General features: G+C 66.4%; 19 protein-coding genes. 10 read left to right on the plus strand and 9 right to left on the minus strand.

Translation table 11 applies throughout. The features are described 5' to 3' along the window. Positions 1 to 3: 3 nt before the first annotated feature. Positions 4 to 492, plus strand: a complete 489-nt coding sequence (locus XI08_RS01245; RefSeq protein WP_271573007.1) for a MaoC family dehydratase — start codon at positions 4 to 6, stop codon at positions 490 to 492. 71 nt (positions 493 to 563) lie between these two features. Beyond that, entirely contained in the window at positions 564 to 1,400 is an 837-nt protein-coding gene (locus XI08_RS01250; RefSeq protein ID WP_271573008.1) for a transporter substrate-binding domain-containing protein, read from the plus strand. Positions 1,401 to 1,445: 45 nt separating this feature from the next. Here the strand turns inward: XI08_RS01250 and hydA are convergent, their stop codons facing one another. From hydA to XI08_RS01275, 5 genes are read right to left on the minus strand one after another with little or no spacing between them, the layout of a single operon-like run. Further along, the gene (gene hydA, locus XI08_RS01255) at positions 1,446 to 2,855 is read right to left on the minus strand and encodes a dihydropyrimidinase (protein WP_271573009.1); all 1,410 of its coding nucleotides are present in this window, start codon (positions 2,853 to 2,855) and stop codon (positions 1,446 to 1,448) included. A gap of 11 nt (positions 2,856 to 2,866) precedes the next feature. Beyond that, entirely contained in the window at positions 2,867 to 3,604 is a 738-nt protein-coding gene (locus XI08_RS01260) for a maleate cis-trans isomerase family protein (protein WP_271573010.1), read from the minus strand. A 3-nt stretch (positions 3,605 to 3,607) separates the two neighbouring features. Then, complete coding sequence (locus XI08_RS01265; protein WP_271573011.1) at positions 3,608 to 4,384, minus strand: ABC transporter ATP-binding protein; 777 nt, start codon at positions 4,382 to 4,384, stop codon at positions 3,608 to 3,610. Beyond that, positions 4,384 to 5,235: an ABC transporter permease gene (locus XI08_RS01270; RefSeq protein WP_271573012.1), complete on the minus strand. Its 852-nt coding sequence runs from the start codon at positions 5,233 to 5,235 to the stop codon at positions 4,384 to 4,386. The genes XI08_RS01265 and XI08_RS01270 overlap by 1 nt, the downstream gene beginning before the upstream one ends. Further along, entirely contained in the window at positions 5,219 to 6,223 is a 1,005-nt protein-coding gene (locus XI08_RS01275) for an ABC transporter substrate-binding protein (protein ID WP_271573013.1), read from the minus strand. Before XI08_RS01275 ends, XI08_RS01270 begins: the two co-directional genes overlap by 17 nt. Before the next feature lie 174 nt (positions 6,224 to 6,397). Between XI08_RS01275 and XI08_RS01280 the strand changes: the two genes are divergently transcribed. Beyond that, complete coding sequence (locus XI08_RS01280; RefSeq protein WP_271573014.1) at positions 6,398 to 7,132, plus strand: GntR family transcriptional regulator; 735 nt, start codon at positions 6,398 to 6,400, stop codon at positions 7,130 to 7,132. A 2-nt stretch (positions 7,133 to 7,134) separates the two neighbouring features. Then, positions 7,135 to 7,884: an aspartate/glutamate racemase family protein gene (locus tag XI08_RS01285; RefSeq protein ID WP_271573075.1), complete on the plus strand. Its 750-nt coding sequence runs from the start codon at positions 7,135 to 7,137 to the stop codon at positions 7,882 to 7,884. Here XI08_RS01285 and XI08_RS01290 read toward each other — a convergent pair whose 3' ends face one another. After that, positions 7,885 to 9,264: an amidase gene (locus XI08_RS01290; protein ID WP_271573015.1), complete on the minus strand. Its 1,380-nt coding sequence runs from the start codon at positions 9,262 to 9,264 to the stop codon at positions 7,885 to 7,887. It abuts the gene before it with no gap. An 88-nt stretch (positions 9,265 to 9,352) separates the two neighbouring features. Between XI08_RS01290 and XI08_RS01295 the strand changes: the two genes are divergently transcribed. Genes XI08_RS01295 through XI08_RS01310 form a run of 4 tightly spaced genes read left to right on the plus strand, consistent with a single transcriptional unit; the run spans position 9,353 to position 13,221 of the window. Further along, a complete protein-coding gene (locus tag XI08_RS01295) occupies positions 9,353 to 10,447 on the plus strand; it encodes an ABC transporter ATP-binding protein (protein ID WP_271573016.1) in 1,095 nt (364 codons plus the stop codon). A 29-nt stretch (positions 10,448 to 10,476) separates the two neighbouring features. After that, positions 10,477 to 11,523, plus strand: a complete 1,047-nt coding sequence (locus XI08_RS01300) for an ABC transporter substrate-binding protein (protein ID WP_027548999.1) — start codon at positions 10,477 to 10,479, stop codon at positions 11,521 to 11,523. A 19-nt stretch (positions 11,524 to 11,542) separates the two neighbouring features. After that, positions 11,543 to 12,406: an ABC transporter permease gene (locus XI08_RS01305; RefSeq protein WP_271573017.1), complete on the plus strand. Its 864-nt coding sequence runs from the start codon at positions 11,543 to 11,545 to the stop codon at positions 12,404 to 12,406. Then, positions 12,406 to 13,221, plus strand: a complete 816-nt coding sequence (locus tag XI08_RS01310) for an ABC transporter permease (protein ID WP_271573018.1) — start codon at positions 12,406 to 12,408, stop codon at positions 13,219 to 13,221. The genes XI08_RS01305 and XI08_RS01310 overlap by 1 nt, the downstream gene beginning before the upstream one ends. Here XI08_RS01310 and XI08_RS01315 read toward each other — a convergent pair whose 3' ends face one another. Further along, positions 13,222 to 13,557: a hydroxyisourate hydrolase gene (locus XI08_RS01315; protein WP_027549002.1), complete on the minus strand. Its 336-nt coding sequence runs from the start codon at positions 13,555 to 13,557 to the stop codon at positions 13,222 to 13,224. Between the two features lie 26 nt (positions 13,558 to 13,583). Here XI08_RS01315 and XI08_RS01320 point away from each other — a divergent pair, with 26 nt between their 5' ends. After that, positions 13,584 to 14,774 carry an MFS transporter gene (locus XI08_RS01320; RefSeq protein WP_271573019.1) on the plus strand — a complete coding sequence of 397 codons (1,191 nt, stop codon included), beginning with the start codon at positions 13,584 to 13,586 and terminating at the stop codon, positions 14,772 to 14,774. Further along, on the plus strand, positions 14,755 to 16,122 hold the full coding sequence (locus XI08_RS01325; protein WP_271573020.1) for an amidase: 1,368 nt from the start codon (positions 14,755 to 14,757) through the stop codon (positions 16,120 to 16,122). Before XI08_RS01320 ends, XI08_RS01325 begins: the two co-directional genes overlap by 20 nt. 154 nt (positions 16,123 to 16,276) lie before the next feature. On the opposite strand, the gene XI08_RS01330 is transcribed toward XI08_RS01325, so the two are convergent. Together XI08_RS01330 and XI08_RS01335 are read right to left on the minus strand one after the other, a co-directional pair. Then, positions 16,277 to 17,698 carry a PepSY domain-containing protein gene (locus XI08_RS01330; RefSeq protein ID WP_271573021.1) on the minus strand — a complete coding sequence of 474 codons (1,422 nt, stop codon included), beginning with the start codon at positions 17,696 to 17,698 and terminating at the stop codon, positions 16,277 to 16,279. A 12-nt stretch (positions 17,699 to 17,710) separates the two neighbouring features. Then, positions 17,711 to 20,068: a TonB-dependent receptor gene (locus XI08_RS01335; RefSeq protein WP_271573022.1), complete on the minus strand. Its 2,358-nt coding sequence runs from the start codon at positions 20,066 to 20,068 to the stop codon at positions 17,711 to 17,713. Between the last annotated feature and the right edge of the window lie 72 nt (positions 20,069 to 20,140).

Raw genomic sequence — 20,140 nt, forward strand, 5'->3', positions numbered from 1 at the left:
TAGATGGACACAAGCGCCCCGATCAATCTCCGTTACGAGGACATCGCGCTCGGCGCGGAGTTCGAAACCGCCATGCACATTGTGACGGAGGCCGATATCGCAGTCTTCGCCGACGTCACGCGCGACCATCATCCGCTCCACGTCGATGCCCACTATGCAGAGTCGCGCGGTTTTCCCGCGGTGATCGGCCACGGACTGTTCGGCCTGTCGCTGATGGAAGGACTGAAGTCGGAGCTGAGGCTGTACGAGGAGACATCCGTCGCCTCGCTCGGCTGGGACGAGGTGCGGTTCAAGGCGCCGATCGTCGCCGGCGATGTCTTGCGCGTCCGCTTCCGCTTCGTCGAGAAGCGGCCGACCAGGAATCCCGCGCGCGGCATCGTCATCGAGACGCTCGACCTTCTCAACCAGCGCGACGAGGTGGTGACGGCGGCCCGCCACACCTCGCTGATCCTGACCAGGCAGGCCGATCGCGACGCGACGGCGGCCATGTGACGAGACAATGAAAAAGACGTCGGACCGGAGAACGGCTCCTCTGCCACCCACGATTTGATCGGAGTATTCAGATGCGATTTCCCAAGACCTTCTCCGCCTTCGCCCTGCTGATCGGCCTGTCCCAGGCAGCCGGCGCCCAGACCTGTACGCCGAAGGTGCCGGCATCGAGCCTGATCGAAGCGCCGAAATGGCAGATGTCGATCAACCCGACGCTGCCGCCGCAGCAATTCGTCGACGACAAGGGCGAGTTGCAGGGCCTCAATGTCGAGCTCGCCCGCGAGATCGCCAAGCGCATCTGCGTCGAGGCGGTGTTCCTGCGCATGGACTTCCCGCCGATGATCCCGGCGCTGCGCTCGGGGCGGTTCGACGCCATCAACACCGGCCTGTTCTGGACCGAGGAGCGCTCGAAGATGCTCTACCTCGTGCCTTACGCGCAGCAGGCGATCAGCATCTACACCGACCCCTCCTCAAGCCTGAAGCTGGAGAAATTCGAGGATCTCGCCGGCCGCGTCGTGGGCGTGGAATCGGCGACCTACACCGAGCGCAAGGCGCGCGAGTTTAGCACCGCGATGGAGGCCAAGGGCCTCAAGCCGGTCGAGCTGCGCACCTTCACCACCGTCACCGCCACCTCGGCGGCGCTGCGCGCCGGTCAGCTCGAGGCCGCGCTCAACATCAACGAGACCGCCAACTCGCTGGAACAGAAGGGCATCGCAAAGATCTGGGTCCGCGACATCGCCGGCACCGACATCACCTTCGCCTTCCGCGACAAGCTGCTGGCCCAGGCCGCTGCCGACGCACTCACCGCGATCCGCGCCGACGGCACCTATGACAAGCTGTTCGACAAGTTCGGCATGACCAAGCTGAAGGCCACGACATTCGTCATTCGTGGCGAGGGGCCGACGAACTGAGGGCAGAGACCGCCTACCCGATGTGATCCCCACATCGAGTGGCGATCACACCAGGCTGGATTTGCCGCGGCTCAGCACCTCGCCCGCGCCCTTGTCGCCGACGATCTTGCCGTGCTCGTACACCACGCGGCCGCGGGCAACCGTCGTGACGGGCCAGCCGGTGACGTCGAACCCCTCCCACGGCGTATAGTCCGCGCCGTGATGCAGATCGGCCTGCTGGATCGGCTTCTTCAATTTGGGGTCCCACAGCACGATGTCGGCATCGAAGCCGACACCGATCGAGCCCTTGCGCGGATAGAGGCCGTAGATGCGCGCGTGATTGGTCGCGGTCAGCTCGACGAATTTCTGCAAGCTGATCCGTCCCTTCGACACGCCCTCGGAGAACAGGATCGGCAGCCGCGTTTCGACGCCGGGGATGCCGTTCGGCACCCAGCGGAACGAGGTGCGTGCGTTCGGCGTCAGCTTGCCCCTGGGATCGTCGTAGCGGAACGGACAGTGGTCGGACGAGAAGGTCTGGAACACACCTGATGTGATGCCTTCCCAGATCGCCTGCTGGCTCTCGGCGTCGCGCGGCGGAGGCGAGCAGACGTATTTCGCGCCCGTAATGTCCATGTTCAGGCCCTTCATGTCGTCGGCCGTCAGCGTGATGTATTGCGGACAGGTCTCCGCATGCACCGGCAACCCGCGCTGCTGGGCCCAACGCACCTGCTCCATCGCCTCGCGCCCGGAGACGTGCACGATCATGATGGGGACGCCGACGATTTCGGCATGGCTGATGGCGCGATGCGTCGCCTCGCGCTCGACCGCCTGCGGCCGCGAGACGCCGTGATAGTAAGGCGCGATATGGCCCTCGCGTTCCAGCTTGGAGGTGAGGAAACGGATGGCGTCGTAGCCCTCGCAATGGACCATGACCAGCACCTCCTCGCGGCGCGCGACGTCGAAGACCTCGAGCAGCTGCTTGTCGCTGAGCACGAGGTCGTCATAGGTCATGAACACCTTGAACGAGGTGTAGCCGTCCTTGACCAGGGCCGGCAGTTCCTGACCGAGCACGACCGCGGTCGGATCGGAGATGATGAGATGGAAGGCGGTGTCGATGTAGCACTCGCCTTCGGCGAGCTTGCGGTAGTTCTCGACGCAGGTCCGCAGCGAGGTGCCCTTCTCCTGAAGCGCAAAGGGCAGCACCATGGTGTTGCCGCCGGCCGCCGCCGCGCGCGTCGCCGAGGCAAAATCGTCGGCCATCACCACGTCGGGGCCGGAAGCTTGCGAGATGTGGACGTGGCTGTCGATCCCGCCCGGCAGCGCCAGCAGGCCCGTCGCGTCGATCTCGCGCGCCGCGCCCTCGAGATGATCGGCAATGCTGACGATGCGGCCGTCGCGGATGCCGATATCGGCGCGAAATTCGTCGCTGGCCGTCACGATGGTGCCGCCGCGAATGGCGAGATCGAGCTGCGTCACTTGCGTCTCCGTCACTTGATGATCGCTGATGTCTGGAAGATCCGGCCCCACGACGCAAGAGCCCTGATCTCACCCCCGGCGAGGCTCAGGGTTCGCCAAAGCGTGACCGCAACCGAGTCCAGCACCGCAATATCCAGTTCCCGCTCGAGTGAGACCGCAAGCGCCGCGCCGTCAAGATTGGTGCAGAGGATGACGACGGCGTCGGCGCCGTCGGCCGCGACGGCGCGGATCATGCCGGCAATCGTCGCAGGCGCGACCTCGCCGAAGGAGAAATTGTCGCGCAGTCCGAGGTGCCGCTCCGTGTGCGGGGCGATTCCCTCCTCGGCCCAGACATCGCCGATCCGCCGCTGCACGTCGTCGGTGTAGGGCGAGACGAGGCCGACCCGTTTGGCGCCGAGCGCACGGGCGGCATCGATGCAGGCGAGCGTCGACGTGGTGGCCGGCACGCCTGTGCGCGCCGTGATCGCCTCGCAGAGGCTCCGGTCGCGGCCGATGCCGAGCCAGCTTGCGGACGTGCCGTTCCAGGCGATGGCGTCGACCTTGGCATCCGCCAGCAGATCCGCCGCCGGCAGCATCGCGGAAGCATCGAACTGGCTCAGCGCAGCGGCGTCCAGTGCAATCTCGGTGACGCGGAAGCGGGAGAAATGCGCGGTGACATCAGCCACGCCATGCAGCATGACGCTGGTGACGGGCTCGAGCACCGAGTTGGAGGACGGCGTGATCATGCCGAGACGCTTGCGCATGACCATACTCTACGACGCCTGCGCAAGGCGCGTCGACTCCTCGCGGATCAAAGCCAGGATGTGGCGCTTGGCGTCGTTGAATTCGGGGCTGGTGATGTCCCGCGGGCGCGGCAGGTCGAAATTGACGGCCTCGCGGATCCGGCCCGGCCGCTTCGTCATCACCACGATCTTGTTGCCGAGCACCAGCGCCTCATCGACGCTGTGGGTGACGAAAACGATGGTGCAGCGGCGCTTCTGCCAGATCGCGACCAGCTCCTCCTGCATTTCGAGCTTGGTCTGGGCGTCCAGCGCCGCGAACGGCTCGTCCATCAGGATGACGCCCGGGTTCATCAGGAGGGCGCGGGCGATGCCGACGCGCTGGTTCATGCCGCCGGACATTTCGGAAGGATGATGGTGCTCGAAACCGCTGAGGCCGACAAGATCGATGAACTCCATGGCGCGGTGGTGCCGCTCGGCCTTGCTGACGCCCTTGAGCTTGAGATGGAACGCGATGTTGTCGATCGCCGTCAGCCACGGCATCAGGGTCGGCTGCTGGAACACCACGCCACGGTCCGAGCCGGGCCGCTCCACCTGCTTGCCGCCAACCAGCGTGCGGCCGCTCGTCGCCTGCTCGAAGCCGGCGATGATGTTCAGGAGCGTCGACTTGCCGCAGCCGGACGGACCGAGCAGACAGACGAAGTCATTGGCCTCGATGTCGAGATTGATGTTGTCGAGGGTGAGCAAGTCACGGCCGCGCCGCTTGTCCGAAAACACCTTGACGATGTTGCGAAGCTCGATTGCCGCCATCAGCCTGCCCTGCCCTGCACGGTGGTCGTCTGCTGCCAGCGCAGCGTGCGCGCCATGATCGCCTTGAGGCCGAGATCGGAGAGATAGCCGAGCAGCCCGATCGAGATCATCGCAGCTAACACGATGTCGTAGCGCAGGAAGTAGTAGGAATCCCACAGCACGTAGCCGAGGCCGCTCTTGACCGCGACCATCTCGGCGGTGACCGTGAGCATCCAGGCCGATCCGACCGCGATGCGCAGGCCTGCGAAGATCGAGGGTAATGCCGCCGGCAGCACGATGTCGGTCAGCATCTGCCGCTGGCTTGCGCCCATCATCGCGCCGGCACGCACGAGATTGTGGTCCACGGTCTTGACGCCGTGAATGCTGTTCATCAGCACGGGAAAGAAGGCGCCGAGGAACACGAGGAAGATCGCCGGCTTGTCGGCAATGCCGAACCAGATGATCGCGAGCGGAATCCAGGACACCGGCGGGATCGGCCGCAGCATCTGGAGCGTCGGCTCCAGCGTCTTCTCGAACAGGCGCGACCAGCCGATCGCGACGCCGGCGAGGATGCCGAAGAGGCTTGCCAGCGCAAAGCCACCGAACACGCGAAGAGCGCTGGCGAGCGCATCGCGCAGCCAGTGGCCCGAATAGGTCTGCGTGGTCTCGTCGAAGCCGAACACCCAGTCACCGAGCGCATGCAGCACCGCGCTCGGCGCCGGCAGCAGCGCCGGCGGCAGCACGCCGCTGCGGGCGAAGGCCTCCCAACCGGCGATCAGCAGCGCGGGGACGACGACGCGTTCGAGCCCCTGAAACGCCCGTGTCAGCCGGAACGCGCCCCTTGCCGGCGCGGCGTCAATAACCGAGGTCATTCTTCGGCTTTCCCGTAGCCTGCTCGAGGAACGAATAGTCCATGTTCTTCTCCGCGTCCGCGGAGACGTCCTTCGCAATGTATTTGAGATCGCGCATCATCGCGGCGATCGCGAGCGTCTGCGAGCGATGGATCGCGGGATCCGGCGAGGCATTCTTCAGCGCTTCGGTCGCCACCGTCTTGTCGAGGCCGGTGAGCTTGTTGATGACGTCGATCCACGGCGCCTTGTCGGCGATCAGCTTGTTGTCAAGCTCGACCACCGCGGTGACCACGCCCTGGACGCCGGCGCGCTGGCTGGCGATCACGTCGGATCGGGTGACGATGAGGTTGGTCAGATTGCCGGCGGCCTGGTCGTAGGGCAGCACGAAGTGCTTGCCGGCGCCGGCGAGCCTGATCTGCGAGGCGAACGGCTCGACCGAGCAGATCAAGTCGACCTCGCCCCGCTGCAAGGCTGCGAGGTGGTCCGACGGATTGGGAATGTTGATGAACTGGATGTCCTTGTTGGGATCGACGCCCTGCTTGAGGAACGCGCCGCGCATGTGGATGTCCTGCGCATTGCCGCGGGACGCTGCGACCTTCAGCGGCTGGCCGTCGCTCTTCGCCTTCAGAGCGGTCGCCTTGAACGTAGCCCAGTCCTCCGGCGGCAGGTTCAGCTTCGCGGAGGAGAGGCATTCCGAGCCGCCATTGATCTGGCCGGACACGGCGACGACGTCAAAGCCTTTGTCGAGCGCCGTGATGTAGTGGAGGTAGGTGACCTGGGCGACGTCGATGCTCTTCGACACCAGCGCGGTGAGAACGTCATTGCCCGAGTTGAAGCCGGTGGCCTCGACCTCGACACCCTTCGCCATGCCTGCAATGAGCGACATCGGCAGGCAGTGTGCACATTTGGCGTAACCGAGCTTGATCTTGGCGGTCTGCGCGGAGGCGAGATCGCTTCCACCGAACATCGCCGCCATCACCACGAGGCCCCACCGCAATCTCGTCCGCATCGCCTACTCCGTTTCGAAGGCGCGAGGTCTCGCGCGTCGCCAGGGATCATCGGTCGGCCTTTGCGGCAGCGCAACGGGGATTCTGCATGCTGCATACAATTTGCGCGTTGTGCCATTGTTTTCAGCGAGATGCGTCGGTATTTTGAGCAAGTCAAAGGGCTGGAAACGGCTAAGATGAGCGCAAGCAGTGAGGCACGCGTGCAGCAGAAATCGGAAGCGCCGAAGGGACGAAAGTCGCCCAAACTCAAGCGGATGGGCCTGCATGAGCGCGCCGCCGCGCGGATGCGGACGATGATCATCCGTGGCGAGCTGCCGCCGGGATCGCAGACCCAGGAAACCAGGCTGTCGAAGGAGCTCGGCGTGTCGCGCACCCCCTTGCGCGAGGCGATGAAGGTGCTGGCGGCGGAAGGGTTGATCGAGCTGCGCCCCAATCGCAGCCCTCGCATCGCGGACATCGCCGTCGACGGCATTTCGGAACTGTTCGAGGCGCTGGCCGGCATCGAGCGGCTGGCCGCAGAGCTTGCCGCGGAGCGCGCCACCGATCGCGATCTCGCCCGCCTGCGCACGCTTCAGACCCGCATGGAGGGTCATCACCGCAACGGCAAGCTCGACGATTACTTCGCCATCAACGGCGAGATCCACAACACCATCGTCCGCATGGCGCGCAACACGCCGCTGCGCGAGGCGCACGAGACGCTGATCTCCCGCGCCGAACGCGCGCGCTACCTCGCGCTCGGCGCTAACAGCCGCTGGAGCAATTCGGTCGACGAGCACGCCGATATCCTGGCAGCGCTCGAGGCGCGCGACAGCGAAGCGGCCGGCCGCCTGCTCGGCGCCCATGTCCGGCGCACCGGCACCGCCCTGCTCGAAGTGATCGCCACCTCTCAAGCCAAGCAGACGGCGGCATGACCATGAAGCTGCTGCTGCTCAACCCCAACACCAGCACCGAAGTCACGCAGCTGATGATGCGGGTCGGGCAGCGCGCGGTCTCGCCCGGCACGGAGCTGATCCCCTGCACCGCGACCCGCGGCGTGCCCTATATCGCGACGCGGACCGAGGCGCAGATCGGCGGCGCCATTGCGCTGGAGATGCTGGCCGAACAGCACAACAAGGTCGATGCCGCGATCATCGCCGCCTTCGGCGATCCCGGCCTGTTCGCCGCGCGCGAGACCTTCGACATTCCCGTGGTCGGCATGGCGGAAGCGGCGATGCTGACGGCGTGCATGGCCGGCCGCCGCTTCGCCATCGTCACCTTCGCCCAGGCGTTGGGGCCCTGGTACGAAGAGTGCGTCCGCGCCCACGGGCTGTGGGATCGCTGCGCCGGCATCCGCATGCTCGACACGCCGTTCCAGGCGATCTCCGAGGTCGGCACCGAGAAGGAGAATGTGCTGGTCGATCTCGCGCAGCGCGCCATCGTCGAGGACGAGGCCGACGTGCTGATCTTCGCCGGCGCACCGCTCTCGGGCCTTGCCGAACGCGTCGCCGACCGGGTCCCCGTCCCAGTGGTCGATCAGGTCATTGCCGCCGTGAAGCAGGCCGAGGCGCTGGTGGCGCTGCGCCTGCGCAAGGCGACGGTGGGCACGTTCCGCCGGCCCGCCGCCAAGCCGACCATCGGTCTTGCCGACGCGCTCGCCGCCCGGCTCGAGCATCGCGACAGCTGATCAGAGAGGCGGCCGGCGATGCGAAAAACCCAATTCGTTCTCGATGATGCGGCCGAAGGCAAACAAGCGGGATTCGCATCCCGGCGGCCCGATGATCTGGATGCCGAACGGCAACTCGTTCACTCCCCGGGGTGCCGGCAGGGTCAGGACCGGAAAGCCGACCAGCGACACGATGAAGGTGACGGCGAGATAGTCGATCGGCGTCTCCAGCGGAGTGCCGTCGATGGCGGTGACATCGCCGATCTCGTTCGGCCAGGGCAAGACCGATGCCGCCGGCGCGACCAGGAAGTCGGCGCGCGTGAACAGCTCGCGAAAGCTGCGGTAGATGGCCGTGCGGCGGCGCTCGGCGTTGAGATAATCTTCGGCGGAGAGTTTTGCGCCCACCTCGATATTCCAGATCACGGTGGGCGTGAGCTCGGCGCGGCGCGTTCTCAGCAGATCACCATAATTGTTGGCAATGTGAGCGGCGCGCAGCGTCCGAAAGGTCTCGATCGCGCCGGCGCAATCGGGCGAGGCAGGCACGAGATCGGCAACACGCGCGAGCCCCTCGCAGGCGGAGGCAAAGCGAGCTCGAACGTCGCGCGCAACCGGCGCGACGCCGAAATCGGGCGTGACGGCGATCCGGGGCCGTCCTGCGATCGCCAGGTCGTCACTGACAATTCCGGCCGAGAGCGGATCGTGCGCGTCGCTTCCCCCGCATACCGACAGCGCAAGTTCGAGGTCGTCAACGCCGCGGGCGAGGAAGCCGTGGGTCGCCAGCATGTCCCATCCGAGCGGACGGCGCGGCGACGGAATGCGGCCGGGCGTCGGCCGGATCGAGGCGACGTCGCAGAAGCTGGCGGGCGTGCGCACGGAGCCGCCGAAATCAGTGCCATGCGCCAGCGGCACCATGCCGGCCGCGACCGCAACGGCGGAGCCGCCCGACGATCCGCCGGAGGTCAGTTCGCGATCGAAGGGGTTGCGCGTCGGCCCGCGCAACCGGTTGGTGCAGACCGCACCGAAGCCGAACTCCGGCGTGTTGGTCTTTCCCAGAATGATCGCACCGGCGCACCGCAGCCGCGCGACCACGAGATCGTCCTCGGCCGGGACGTGATCGCGGAACAGAGCCGATCCGTAAGTTGTCCTGATTTCGCCGGTGTCGCTGAGGTCCTTGATCCCTATCGGCACGCCATGCAGGGGTCCGATCGGCGCGGGCGCGGCATCGCAGATGTCCGCCGCACGTCGGGCGCCCTCCGCATCGACCGTGACGAACGCCGCCAATTGGGTATCGAGGTCCGCAATCCGCGCGAGGTGTGCCTCGACGGCCTCACGCGAGGACAGCTCGCCCCTGGCGATGGCGCGCGCAAGCTCCGTGGCCGTGAGGTCGCAAACCGATGTCATTCGGCCACCATGCCAAAACGCGCATCGAAAGGCGAGCGCTTCGGGCACGAGACTTGCTTTCTCCTCTGGACCAACGGGAGGCAACACCATGGCTGATGCGCCAAGCGGACGTTCGCTCGTCGTCGACGCCGTCACGCACCGCTATCCGAGCGGCGCACTCGCGGTCGAGAACATCAATCTCGACATCAAGGGCGGCGAGATCATCGCCCTGCTCGGCCCGTCAGGCTGCGGCAAGACCACCCTGCTACGGATCATCGCCGGCTTCATCGCGCAGACGCAAGGGCGGATCATCATCGGCGACGACATCGTCGATACGCTGCCGCCGAACCGCCGCGCGGTCGGCATCGTATTCCAGAACTACGCGCTGTTTCCGCACCTGTCGATCAGCGAGAACGTCGCCTACGGGCTCGCCGCGCGCGGCATCGACAAGGCGAGCCGCCAGCGCGAGGCGCAGCGCCTGCTGGAGCTGGTGCAACTGCCTGCAATGGCCGAGCGGCTGCCGCGGCAACTCTCGGGCGGTCAGCAGCAGCGCGTGGCGCTGGCCCGCGCGCTCGCGATCAAGCCGTCGATCCTGCTGCTCGACGAGCCCTTTGCCGCGCTCGACAAGAATTTGCGGCTCGACATGCAGATCGAGGTCAAGCGGCTGCAACGCGTCTCCGGCATCACCACGCTGATCGTGACGCACGACCAGGAAGAGGCGCTGTCGATGGCCGACCGCGTCGCCGTTCTGAGCCATGGCAAGCTCGAGCAATTCGGCTCGCCGTCCGACGTCTACGACCGTCCGCAGACGCTGTTCGTCAACACCTTCGTTGGCTCGACCAACCGCATGCCCGGTGTCGTGGTCTCGGCGGACCGCACCGCCGCCAAGGTGCGTCTCGATGCCGGCGCGGAGATCATCGCACGGCCCGCCGGCGGCGCGCTCGCCGAAGGTGGCCGCGTCACCGTCTGCATCCGGCCCGAGCACCTGCAATTCGTCGGCGACGAAACCGGCTTCGCCGGCGTGGTCGGCATGTCGCTGCCGCTGGGCGCCACCGTCGTGCACGAAGTCACGACCGCGGACGGCTCCGGCGTCAAGGTCTCGCAGGCGCGCATCGGCGAGACGCGCGCGCTGGAGAACGGCGCCGCGGTGCGCCTCGCACCGCTCGCCCCGTCGCTCGCCAACGCCTTTCCCGCAACGCTTTAGATCCAGTCCTTGTTCAGAGGGAGTTCCACATGATCATGAACCGCCGAAGCCTGATGACGACCGCACTCACACTCGGCGCCATGAAGGCGTTTCCCGGCCTGAGCTTCGCCCAGGCCCGCCCGCTGGTGTTTGCGACCTTCACCGGAAGCTGGGAGGAAGCGCACAAAGCCGTGCTGGTGCCGGCCTTCCGCAAAGCCAACGCGGACGCCGCGATGGTGCTCGATCCCATGCTCTCGGTCGACCAGATCGCGAAGGTCAATGCCGCCAAGGCCAATCCGCCGATCGACGTCATGCTGCACGATCCCGGCCCCGCCCTCGTCGCGATCGGCCAGGATCTGGTCGAGCCCTACCCGGTCGAGAAGAGCGCCTCTTACAAGGACCTGATTGCCGAGGCGCAGGAGCCGATGGGCCCCGCCCCGTTCTTCCAGGTCGTCGGCCTCACCTACAATCCGGAAGCCGTCAAGACGCCGCCGACCTCCTGGGCCGATCTCTGGAAGCCGGAATTCAAGGGCCGCGTCGGCATCACCAACCTCAACTCGACGCTCGGCACCGGATGGCTGGTCGAGATCGCCAAGATGCGCGGTGGCTCGGAGGCCAATGTCGATCCCGGCTTCAAGGCGCTGGAAGAGCTGAAGCCCAATCTCGCGGCCGTGGCCGCCAATCCCGGCGCGCTCGCCACCCTGTTCCAGCAGGGCCAGATCGACATCTCGCCCGGCAATTTCAACGCCATCCAGATCCTGAAAGCGCGCGGCGTGCCGGTCGAGTTCGTGGCCCCGAAGGAAGGCGCCATCGCCTTCAAGACCACGATCCACATCGTCAAGAACTCGCCGAACCGCGAGCTTGCCTTCAAGCTGATCGAGGCGGCGCTGACGCCGGAAGTGCAGACCACGCTGATGAACCCGCCCTACCTGATCGTGCCCACCAACTCCAAGGTGACGATGGGCGGCGAGATCGCGCGCGTGCTCGCCAAGGACACGGCCGAACTGAAGCAGAAGTTCGTGTTCCAGGACTGGAAGAAGATCAACGAGCAGCGCTCGGCATGGATCGAGCGTTTCAACCGCGAGATCAAGATCTAAGAGCTTTAAGGATCTGACGATGGGTGCAGCACCGGCATCACGGGACGTGACCTCCTACGGGATGGGATTGGCAGTGCCGCTGGCGTTGTTCTTCCTGGTCTTCTTCGTGGCGCCGCTGCTGCAACTGCTCTGGCTCTCGCTGCACAACGACACGGCCGGGCTCCATTGGGGGCTCGGCCAGTACCTGCACTTCCTCACCGATCCCTTCAGCCTGGGGGTGCTCGGCTCGACGCTGCTGCTGGGCGCCGAGGTGACGGCCGTGTGCCTCGTGCTCGGCTTTCCCATTGCCTGGCTCTACCAGCGGGTCGGGCCAAAGCTCCAGACCGTCATCATCCTGATCGTGCTGCTGCCGCTCCTGACCAGCGTCGTGGTGCGCACCTTCGCCTGGATCGTCATCCTCGGCCGCCAGGGCATCATCAACGCGACGCTGCAATCGCTCGGCATCATCAATACGCCCTTGAAGCTGCTCTACACCCAGTTCGGCGTCGTGATCGCGCTGGCGCAGGTGCAGATGCCGCTGATGACGCTGCCGCTGATCACCGCACTCGGCCGCATCGACCCCAATCTCGACGATGCCTCCTGCTCGCTCGGCGCCGGGAGCTGGCGCACCTTCTTCAGGATCGTGCTGCCGCTGTCGCTGCCGGGCGTGATCGCCGGCTGCACGCTGACCTATGCCGCCGCGATCACGGCGTTCATCACCCAGTCGCTGATCGGCGGCGGACAGATGCTGTTCATGCCGATGTATCTCTATCAGCAGGCCTCCACACTGCAGAACTGGCCCTTTGCATCCGCGATCTCGATCATCTTCCTGCTCGCGGTGCTCGCGGTCGTCTCCGTCTTCACCACGCTCGGCCGCCTGTCGCGCGGCTATGGAGGCGCGTGATGAGCAGTCGCAAGCGCACCCTGGAGGCGATCAGCTTCGAGCTGGTCATGACCGTGATCGCGGTGATCGCGCTTGTTATCATCATCGCACCGTCGCTGGTGGTGCTGATCGTCTCCTTCACCAGCGGCTTCTCGCTGCGGTTCCCGCCGCCGGGCTATTCGCTGCGCTGGTACGCCGAACTGTGGAATGCCTGGCAGCTGCACTTCGCGGCCAAGAACAGCTTCATCGTCGCGCTGTGGGCGACGGGCCTGTCCGTCGTCCTCGGCGTCGCCGCCGCGCTTGCGATCTCGCGCTCGCGGACGCTGTCGGCACGGCTGCTCGATTCCCTCTTCATGTCGCCGCTGGTCCTGCCGGCGCTGGCCTTCGGGCTTGCCGCCCTGATGCTGTTCTCACTGGTCGGCCTGCCGGTGTCGCCGCTGACGCTGGTGATCGGCCACACCGTGGTCTGCGTTCCCTATGTGGTGCGCAACACGATCGCAGCGCTCGCCCAGCTCGAGCCGACTTTGCTTGAGAGCTCCGCGGTACTGGGCGCCAGCCGGCTCTATACGTTCCGCCGGATCGTGCTGCCGCTGATCCGGCCGGGCATCATCGCGGGCGCCTTCATCGCCTTCATGTCGTCCTTCGACAACGTGCCGGTCTCGCTGTTCCTGCGCGATGCCGCCACCGACATGCTGCCGATCCGGATGTGGCAGGATCTCGAAGGCAAGTTGGATGTCACCATCGCCGCGCTGTCGGGTGTGCTGATCATCGCGACTGTCGCGCTGGTCGCCGTCATGGAGCGCGTCACGGGCCTGTCGCGGCGGCTGACGAACTGATCAGGCGCCGCGGAACAGCGAATAACCCCAGCGCGTGAATTTCAGCGGCAGGTGAAAATGCTCGTCGACCTCCTTGATGCGGAAGCGGAACGGCGTCACCGTGAGAAAACCGCCGCTGTCGCTAAAGAACTCGCCGAGATGAAACAGGACCTCGTACTCGCCGGCCGTCACGCCGGCGCCTTGCGCAATGGGGTGATCGAGCACGCCGTTGGCGCCGAGCCGCCCGTCGGCGATGCGCGAGGAGTCGGGATCGATCCGCCAGATTTCGACGCGCAGCCCCTGCGCGGGCTGTCCGCTTGCCACATCGACCGCGTGAATGGAAATACCGCCTGCCACCATGTTCCTCCGCTGAGCGCGCCACCATGATAGACGGAAACGCTGCCGCTCGGCCAGCACTGCTGCCAGCCCTGGGCGCGATGACCTGGCTCCAGGCCCTCGTCGCGCTCGCCTTGTTCGCGCCCGGCGTGGTCGCGCCACGCGCCCATATCGAGGTCTGGCAGCTCTCGATGTTCTCATGCGCGGTGTTCGCCGTCGGTATCCCCGCCTCGTTCTGGGGCGGCGGCTTCATCGCGCGGGTCGGCTCGCTGCGGATCGCGAGCCTGTGCGCGGCGGCCATCGTCGTCGGCATGGCGCTGGCTTCACTCGGATCGAGCGCCGCCCTGCTGGCCGCAGGCCTCTGCCTCGGCCTCGCCATGGGGCCCGAGACGCCCGCAAGCGCGGCGCTGCTGGCGCGGCTGGTGACCGCCGAGCGCCGCGCATTCGTCTTCTCGGTGCGGCAGACCGGCAACCAGATCGGCGCGGTCTGCGGCTCGCTGGCCCTGCCCGCGATCGCCATCGCGTTCGGGCCGGCCTGGTGCTATGCGGCCGTTGCCGCCCTGGCGCTGCTCGCGATCGCGCTGTTCGAGTGGCTGCGGCCGGCCTACGCCGGCAAGGTCGTCCCGCCCCCGAAGCTCGATCTCCGCGCGCGGCTGGCGCTGATGACGGCGGACCGGCGCATCGCGATGCTGGCCTTGGCCTCGATGCCGTTCAGCGCGATGCAGGTGTCGCTCAACACGGTCTTCGTCACGCTCGGCACGCGCGAGCTCGGCCTCAGCCACATCGAGGCCGGCATGGCGCTCGCCTGCGCGCAAGCCGGCGGTCTCATCGGCCGGCTCGGCTGGGGCTACGTCGCCATGCGCCTCGACGCCTCCCGCGCCGTGCTCATCGTCATCGGCCTCGGCATGGCCTTCTGCGCTGCGCTGCTCGGCCTCGACGGCGGATCGCTCAGCCGTACCTGGCAGTTCGCAGTGGTGGCGCTGTTCGGCCTGACGGCGTCGGGCTGGAACGGCGTCTTCATCGCCGAGATCGCGCGCCTCGCCCCGCAGGACCGGATCGGCGAGACCACCGGCGCGGTGCTGACCGCGTCCTATGCCGGCCTTCTGGCGGCGCCGGCCGTGGTGTCGATCCTGGACGGTGTGGCCGGCCTTGGCGCGGCGTTCTTTGCCTTGGCCTGCCTCGCTCTCTGCGGCACAGTGGCGCTGATCTGGGGAGGCCATGACAAAGCCAGCACATAGCGCCCGCGAGATCGCGGCCGATGTCGCGGCTGGACGGACGAGCGCCGTCGAGACCGCCAGGGCTGCCCTCGACCGCATCGAGGCCGCCAAGGCGTTGAATGCAGTGGTCACGATCGATCCCGCGCGCACGCTGGCCGATGCCGCCACGGTCGACGAACGCCTGCGTGCCGGCGAGACAATGCCGCTCGCCGGCGTGCCCATCGTCGTCAAGGACAACATCTGGGCCAGCGGCTGGCGTATCACGCAGGGCTCGCGCCTGTTCGCCGATTTCATCGCGCCACAGGATGCAATTGCGGTCGCGCAGCTGCGCAAGGCCGGCGCGGTCGTCGTCGGCATTGGCGCAACCTCCGAATTCGCCAGCAAGGGCGTCACGACATCGCCGCTGTTCGGGCCGACGCGACATCCCTTCGATCCCGCGTTGACGCCCGGTGGCTCGTCGGGCGGACCGGCCGCGGCCGTCGCCGCCGGCCTCGTGCCGCTCGCGATCGGCACCGATGCGGGCGGCTCCAGTCGCAGGCCTCCGGCCCATGTCGGCGTCGCCGGCTTCAAGCCGTCCTATGGCGCGATCCCCTATGGGCCCGGTTTCGCCGAGCCGTTCTTCGGCCTGTCGGTCATCGCGCCGATCGCCGCCGATGTTGCCGATATCGCGCTGGCGTTCGAAGCCATGGCCGGCGCCGATCCGCGCGATCCGGATTCGGCCATCATCGCGCGAGGAGCCGATGATCTTGCCGGCCTGCGCATCGCGTTCTCCCCGCGGCTCGGGCTTGATGTTGCCGTCGATGATGTGGTCGCCAATGGACTCGTTTCAGCCATCGCGCGGCTAGCCGCTACAGGCTTGCCTATTTCGCAGCGCGATCCCGTCTGGCCCGCCGGCGCGACGGAAGACGCCCTTATGCCGCTTCAGCATGCCGGCCTCGCCGCGCTCTATGGCGACGTCTTCCGCAAGGACCCGACTGTCTTCGATCCTGACATCGCCAGGCAGATCGAGCGAGGGCTCTCCTGGTCAGGCGCGGACGTTGCCGGTGCGCTGGTGGCGAGCGCCGCGATCGCCAATGCCTTCGCGGCCTTCTTCACTGAAGCCGATCTGCTGCTCACGCCAACCGTCCCCTGCGTCGCCTGGCCGTTCACCCAGCTGGGGCCTGATATGATCGGTGGCCGCCCCGCGAGCCCGCGCGGGCATGCCGTGTTCACGCCCTTCGTCAATCACGCCCGCTTGCCGGCGATCTCGATTCCGTGCGGGACCGACACGCGCGGGCTTCCGTTCGGCCTCCAGATCATCGCCCGGCGCGGCCAGGACCGCACGCTGCTGCGCGCCGCCCGGCAGATCGAGGCGCAGTTGCAGGCGTAGCGACGATTTCGGAATAATAGCAACATACCCCTGTTTTGCCCGACGGGTCAAATCGCGTCGACACGTGCGTAAGCCGTTGATTCCATTATCACCGGCTACTGTGCATGGGGTTGTTTTCGCATTTTTTGTTTGATCGGGCGCCGCGCGCGCCCGTCTAGCCGGCGAAAGACAGACGCAGCCGCCGCCACCCGATGACGATTCCGGTGATCGAGAACACAAGCCCGAGCGCGCAGAAGCCGACGATCAGGACATCGCGCAACCGCGGATGCGCCAACAGGACCGGAAAGTCGAGCGTGTGCAGCGCGCCGTAGAACCAGCGATAGGCCCGCCGCGACGCATCCAGCCTTTGCAGCACGCTGCCGTCGGCGCTGTCGATGTCGAACCAGAGGTCGCCACAGCGGGCACGGTAGACGGGAGCCCCCGGGACAATGGATTGCGCGGGATAGTCGTCATTGACCGCAAGAACGGACGACACGCCGCAGCCGGCCGCAAGGCGCGTCATCAAACTCTCGACCTCTTGCGCGCTGAACACGCCTGCCTCTCGGACGTTCAGCCGGACCAAAACCTGCTGGTCGAGACCAATCCGTTCGCGTCGATAGACCATGCCGTTAAAGCCAAGCCATTCGACTTCGCGAGCTGAGGACGATACCGGCTTCCCATCGAGCGAGGCGGCCGTCTTCCAGTCCGGCAAGGCGTTCGTCACGCTAGCCTCAGCGGGGGTCAACTGCCCGCGCGAGAACAGCCGGCCGTGGTCCATCGAGAGCCAGCCGCTGAAGATCCAGGTCAGCACGAAGGCTGTTGCCGCCAGGCCGACGATATGATGCAGAGCATGCCAGCCGCGATAGGGCGAGGAGATCTGACGTCCCTGCATCCTCACCCGCGCGATCCCGAGCACCGTTCCCAACATCGCGGCGATCAGGGCCAGCAGCGATAGCGTCCAGACCACGCCGTCCCACAGCGCCCAATTGCTTCTCAGAACCGTCGGGTAGATCCAGTGCAGCACGCTGCCGACGAGATTCCAGCCGCGCTCGCTCCGCGTCGTATCCAGGACGGTTTCGCCAGTACGGGACGAGACGTAGATCTCCGTTCCGGCGGCATCGCCAAGGGCCACGCGAAACAGCGGCCGGTGGCGATCAAAGCCGTTCGGTACACTCCACTGGTCGTAGTCCGCGTGCGCAACGACAGCCGCATGCGCGGCATCCAGGCCGCGCTGGCGCGCATGCGCCTGCGCGATGGCGAGCGCGACCTCGGGCGATGACACCGATGCATCCTGCCGGTCGGAAGCGCGGACCGCGCGCGAACGCGAGGGCCCCGACACGACGTAGACCGGTCCGTCGCTCCGCTGGATCAGGCGCACGCGCGTAGCATCGGCGATCCCGCTTGCAGCCACGGCATCGGCAACCGCCATGGTGGCCTGCACGCGCTCGACCGGAGCAAGGCCGGCAAAACGTTCCGCTTCCGTCAATGACGGAAACGGAACGAAATGCATCACGATGCCGGTCGCGAACCACATCGCGAACAGCAGACAGAACGCGATCCCGAGCCAGCGATGCAGCAGGACGATCGCGCCCATCATGCGCTCAGCGCCCTACCATTTGAACGCCGCCGAGATCTCGTAGGTGCGCGGCGCGCCCAGGAGTATCTGGTCGGGATAGAACGGATCGCCCCAGATCGCGTAGCGCTTGTCGGTGAAGTTGCGTACCCGGAAGGCCAGGCGAGCCTGATCGACGGCGTTGAAGACCGTCTTGGGAATGTCGACGAAGGCATAGACGTCGCCGACCGTGTAGGCGTTCATCGTTACCGTGTTGGCGTCGGTGTTGTAGCGGTCGCCGACGTGGCGGCCGACGATGCCGAGCTCCACCGGCCACGGCGTGAAGAACCGGTACGACGCACCAGCATTCGCGACGATGCGCGGCACGTTCGGCGGCGTGTTGCCCGAGAACGAGCCGCCGACGAAATTGTAGTCGGCATAGCGCGCATCGACATAGGCGATGTTGCCCCACAGCCGCAGGGGCTCGATCGGGCGCACCGATGCTGCGAGCTCGACGCCCTTCGACTCCTGCCGTCCCGCAATATTGAGCGCCTGCCCGCCGGCCGCTGCATAGACGTTCTTGCGCAGGATGTCGTAGGCCGAGAACGACCACTCCGCCCGGTTGTCCCAGAACAGATGCTTGACGCCGGTCTCGTAGGTGCGCGACGTCGTCAGGTCCAGCGGCTGGGTCGGCAACAACAGGAAGATGTTGTTGGCGGATACGTCGGCGCCGGTGGCGTACTGGCTGAAGAAGGTCAGGCCGGGAACGGCCTCCCAGGTGTAGCCGATGCGGCCCGTCACCGGCGCCCAGTCCTGCGTGAACGGGAAGCCGGCCTTCTCCAGTCCGTTCTTGTCGGTCGAGTTGCGGTCGAGCCCGATATGCTCGACGCGGAGACCGCCGACCAGTGCGAAGCTGCGCGTCAGCTTCAGCCGATCCTCGAACGACAGCGCCTCGTTGTCGATGCGCGCGGTCTGCTGCTTGGTCGTGAGCAGGCCGTAAAAGCCGCGGTCGGGATTGACCAACGAAACGGAGTCACCGGGGAAATTTGCGGCGCCCGGCCTGACAAAATCGAGATAGCTCGAGGACAGCGTCGTGACCAGGCGATTGTCAAAACCTGCGATATTCGCATCCCAGGTCAGGTCGGTGATGTTCCCGACGAGGCGCTGGCTGTGTGCGACATAGAAGCGCTCACGATCCACCATGTTCGTGGTCGAATTGAACGCTTCGACCTCGTTGTTGAACCACGTCCGCTCCGCACCATAGCCATAGACCTGGCTCTTCAGCGTCAGGTCGGGCGCCAGTTTCAACTCGAACCCGCCGCGCAGCCAGACTTCTTGCGCGACATTGCGGTTGTCGAGAACGTTGTAGTTGGTGTTGAAGGTGCGGTCGTCGATCGTGACCGCTCCTAGATTGGTTTTGTTGAAGTTCGAGACGTAGTTGCCCGAGACAATCCCCGTCGTCGCATGCGAGCCGCTGAACGCGACCGGCACCAGCGGCGCGCCCCAATAGGCCTTTCCGCGATCCTCGCGGTACTCGATCGCGCCCCAGACCTTGAGACTGTCGGAGACGCGGTAGTTGAGCTGGCCGGACACGTCGAGCGTCTTGGTATTGGTGTCGTCGACAAAGCCGTTGAGCGAGGAGCGGCTGATGTCGAAGCGATAGTCGAGTCCTTCTACGTTGGTGCTGCCGCCGGAGCCGTAATGCGCGCGGAACGAATTCAGGGAGTCGTACGAGAAGTCTGCCTCGTTGCGGATCGCTCCGGTGTGCGGCTGCTTGGTGACGAGGTTGATCGAGCCGCCGGCGGCGCCCTCGCCCGAGATCAGCGAGGCCGGGCCCTTCAGGAATTCCACGGCCTCCAGATTGGCCGTGTCCATGATCCGCGAGGTCATGTTCTGCGGGCCGATCTTGATGCCGTTGTAGAGCGTGTTGATCTGGCTGTTGGTGAAGCCGCGCATCGAGAAGCCTGCCGGCTCCCCCGGAGCGTCGCCGGAGGTGACACCGACCGCACCTTGGGCGACCTCGGACACGGTGCGATAGCCCTGCTCGCGCATGGTCGCGGCCGAGATCACCTCGACGGTCGCGGGCGTCTCGCGCACGGTGAGGCCGAGACGCGAGGCACTCTCGGCCACCGCGTTGCTGTTGAGCGGCGTTGGCGCCTCCGCGGCTGGCACGGCAGGCTTGGGCGCCGCCGATGCGGCCGCCGGCCGGCGCGGCGTTGCGCGACGCGCACTCTGCGCGTCCCGGCCGGCTGGCCTCGCCTGCTTGCGGGATTGGTTGGGCGACACCTCGACGGGTGGCAGCGGTTCGCGGACCTGCTGCGCCAGCGCGGCAGGCAGATCGGCGACTGTAAACGACGTGAAGGCAGCGGAGGCGAGCAGGAAACGGCGCGATCGTCCAAGACGAATAGAAGACACAGCGGGACCTCGGTATGACGTCAGTGGCACGTCACAGCGAACGAGGTCTCACCCTTGGCTTGTCAGCCTTCC

The organism is Bradyrhizobium sp. CCBAU 11361 (genome assembly GCF_028128935.1).
Taxonomy (GTDB): Bacteria; Pseudomonadota; Alphaproteobacteria; order Rhizobiales; family Xanthobacteraceae; genus Bradyrhizobium; species Bradyrhizobium niftali.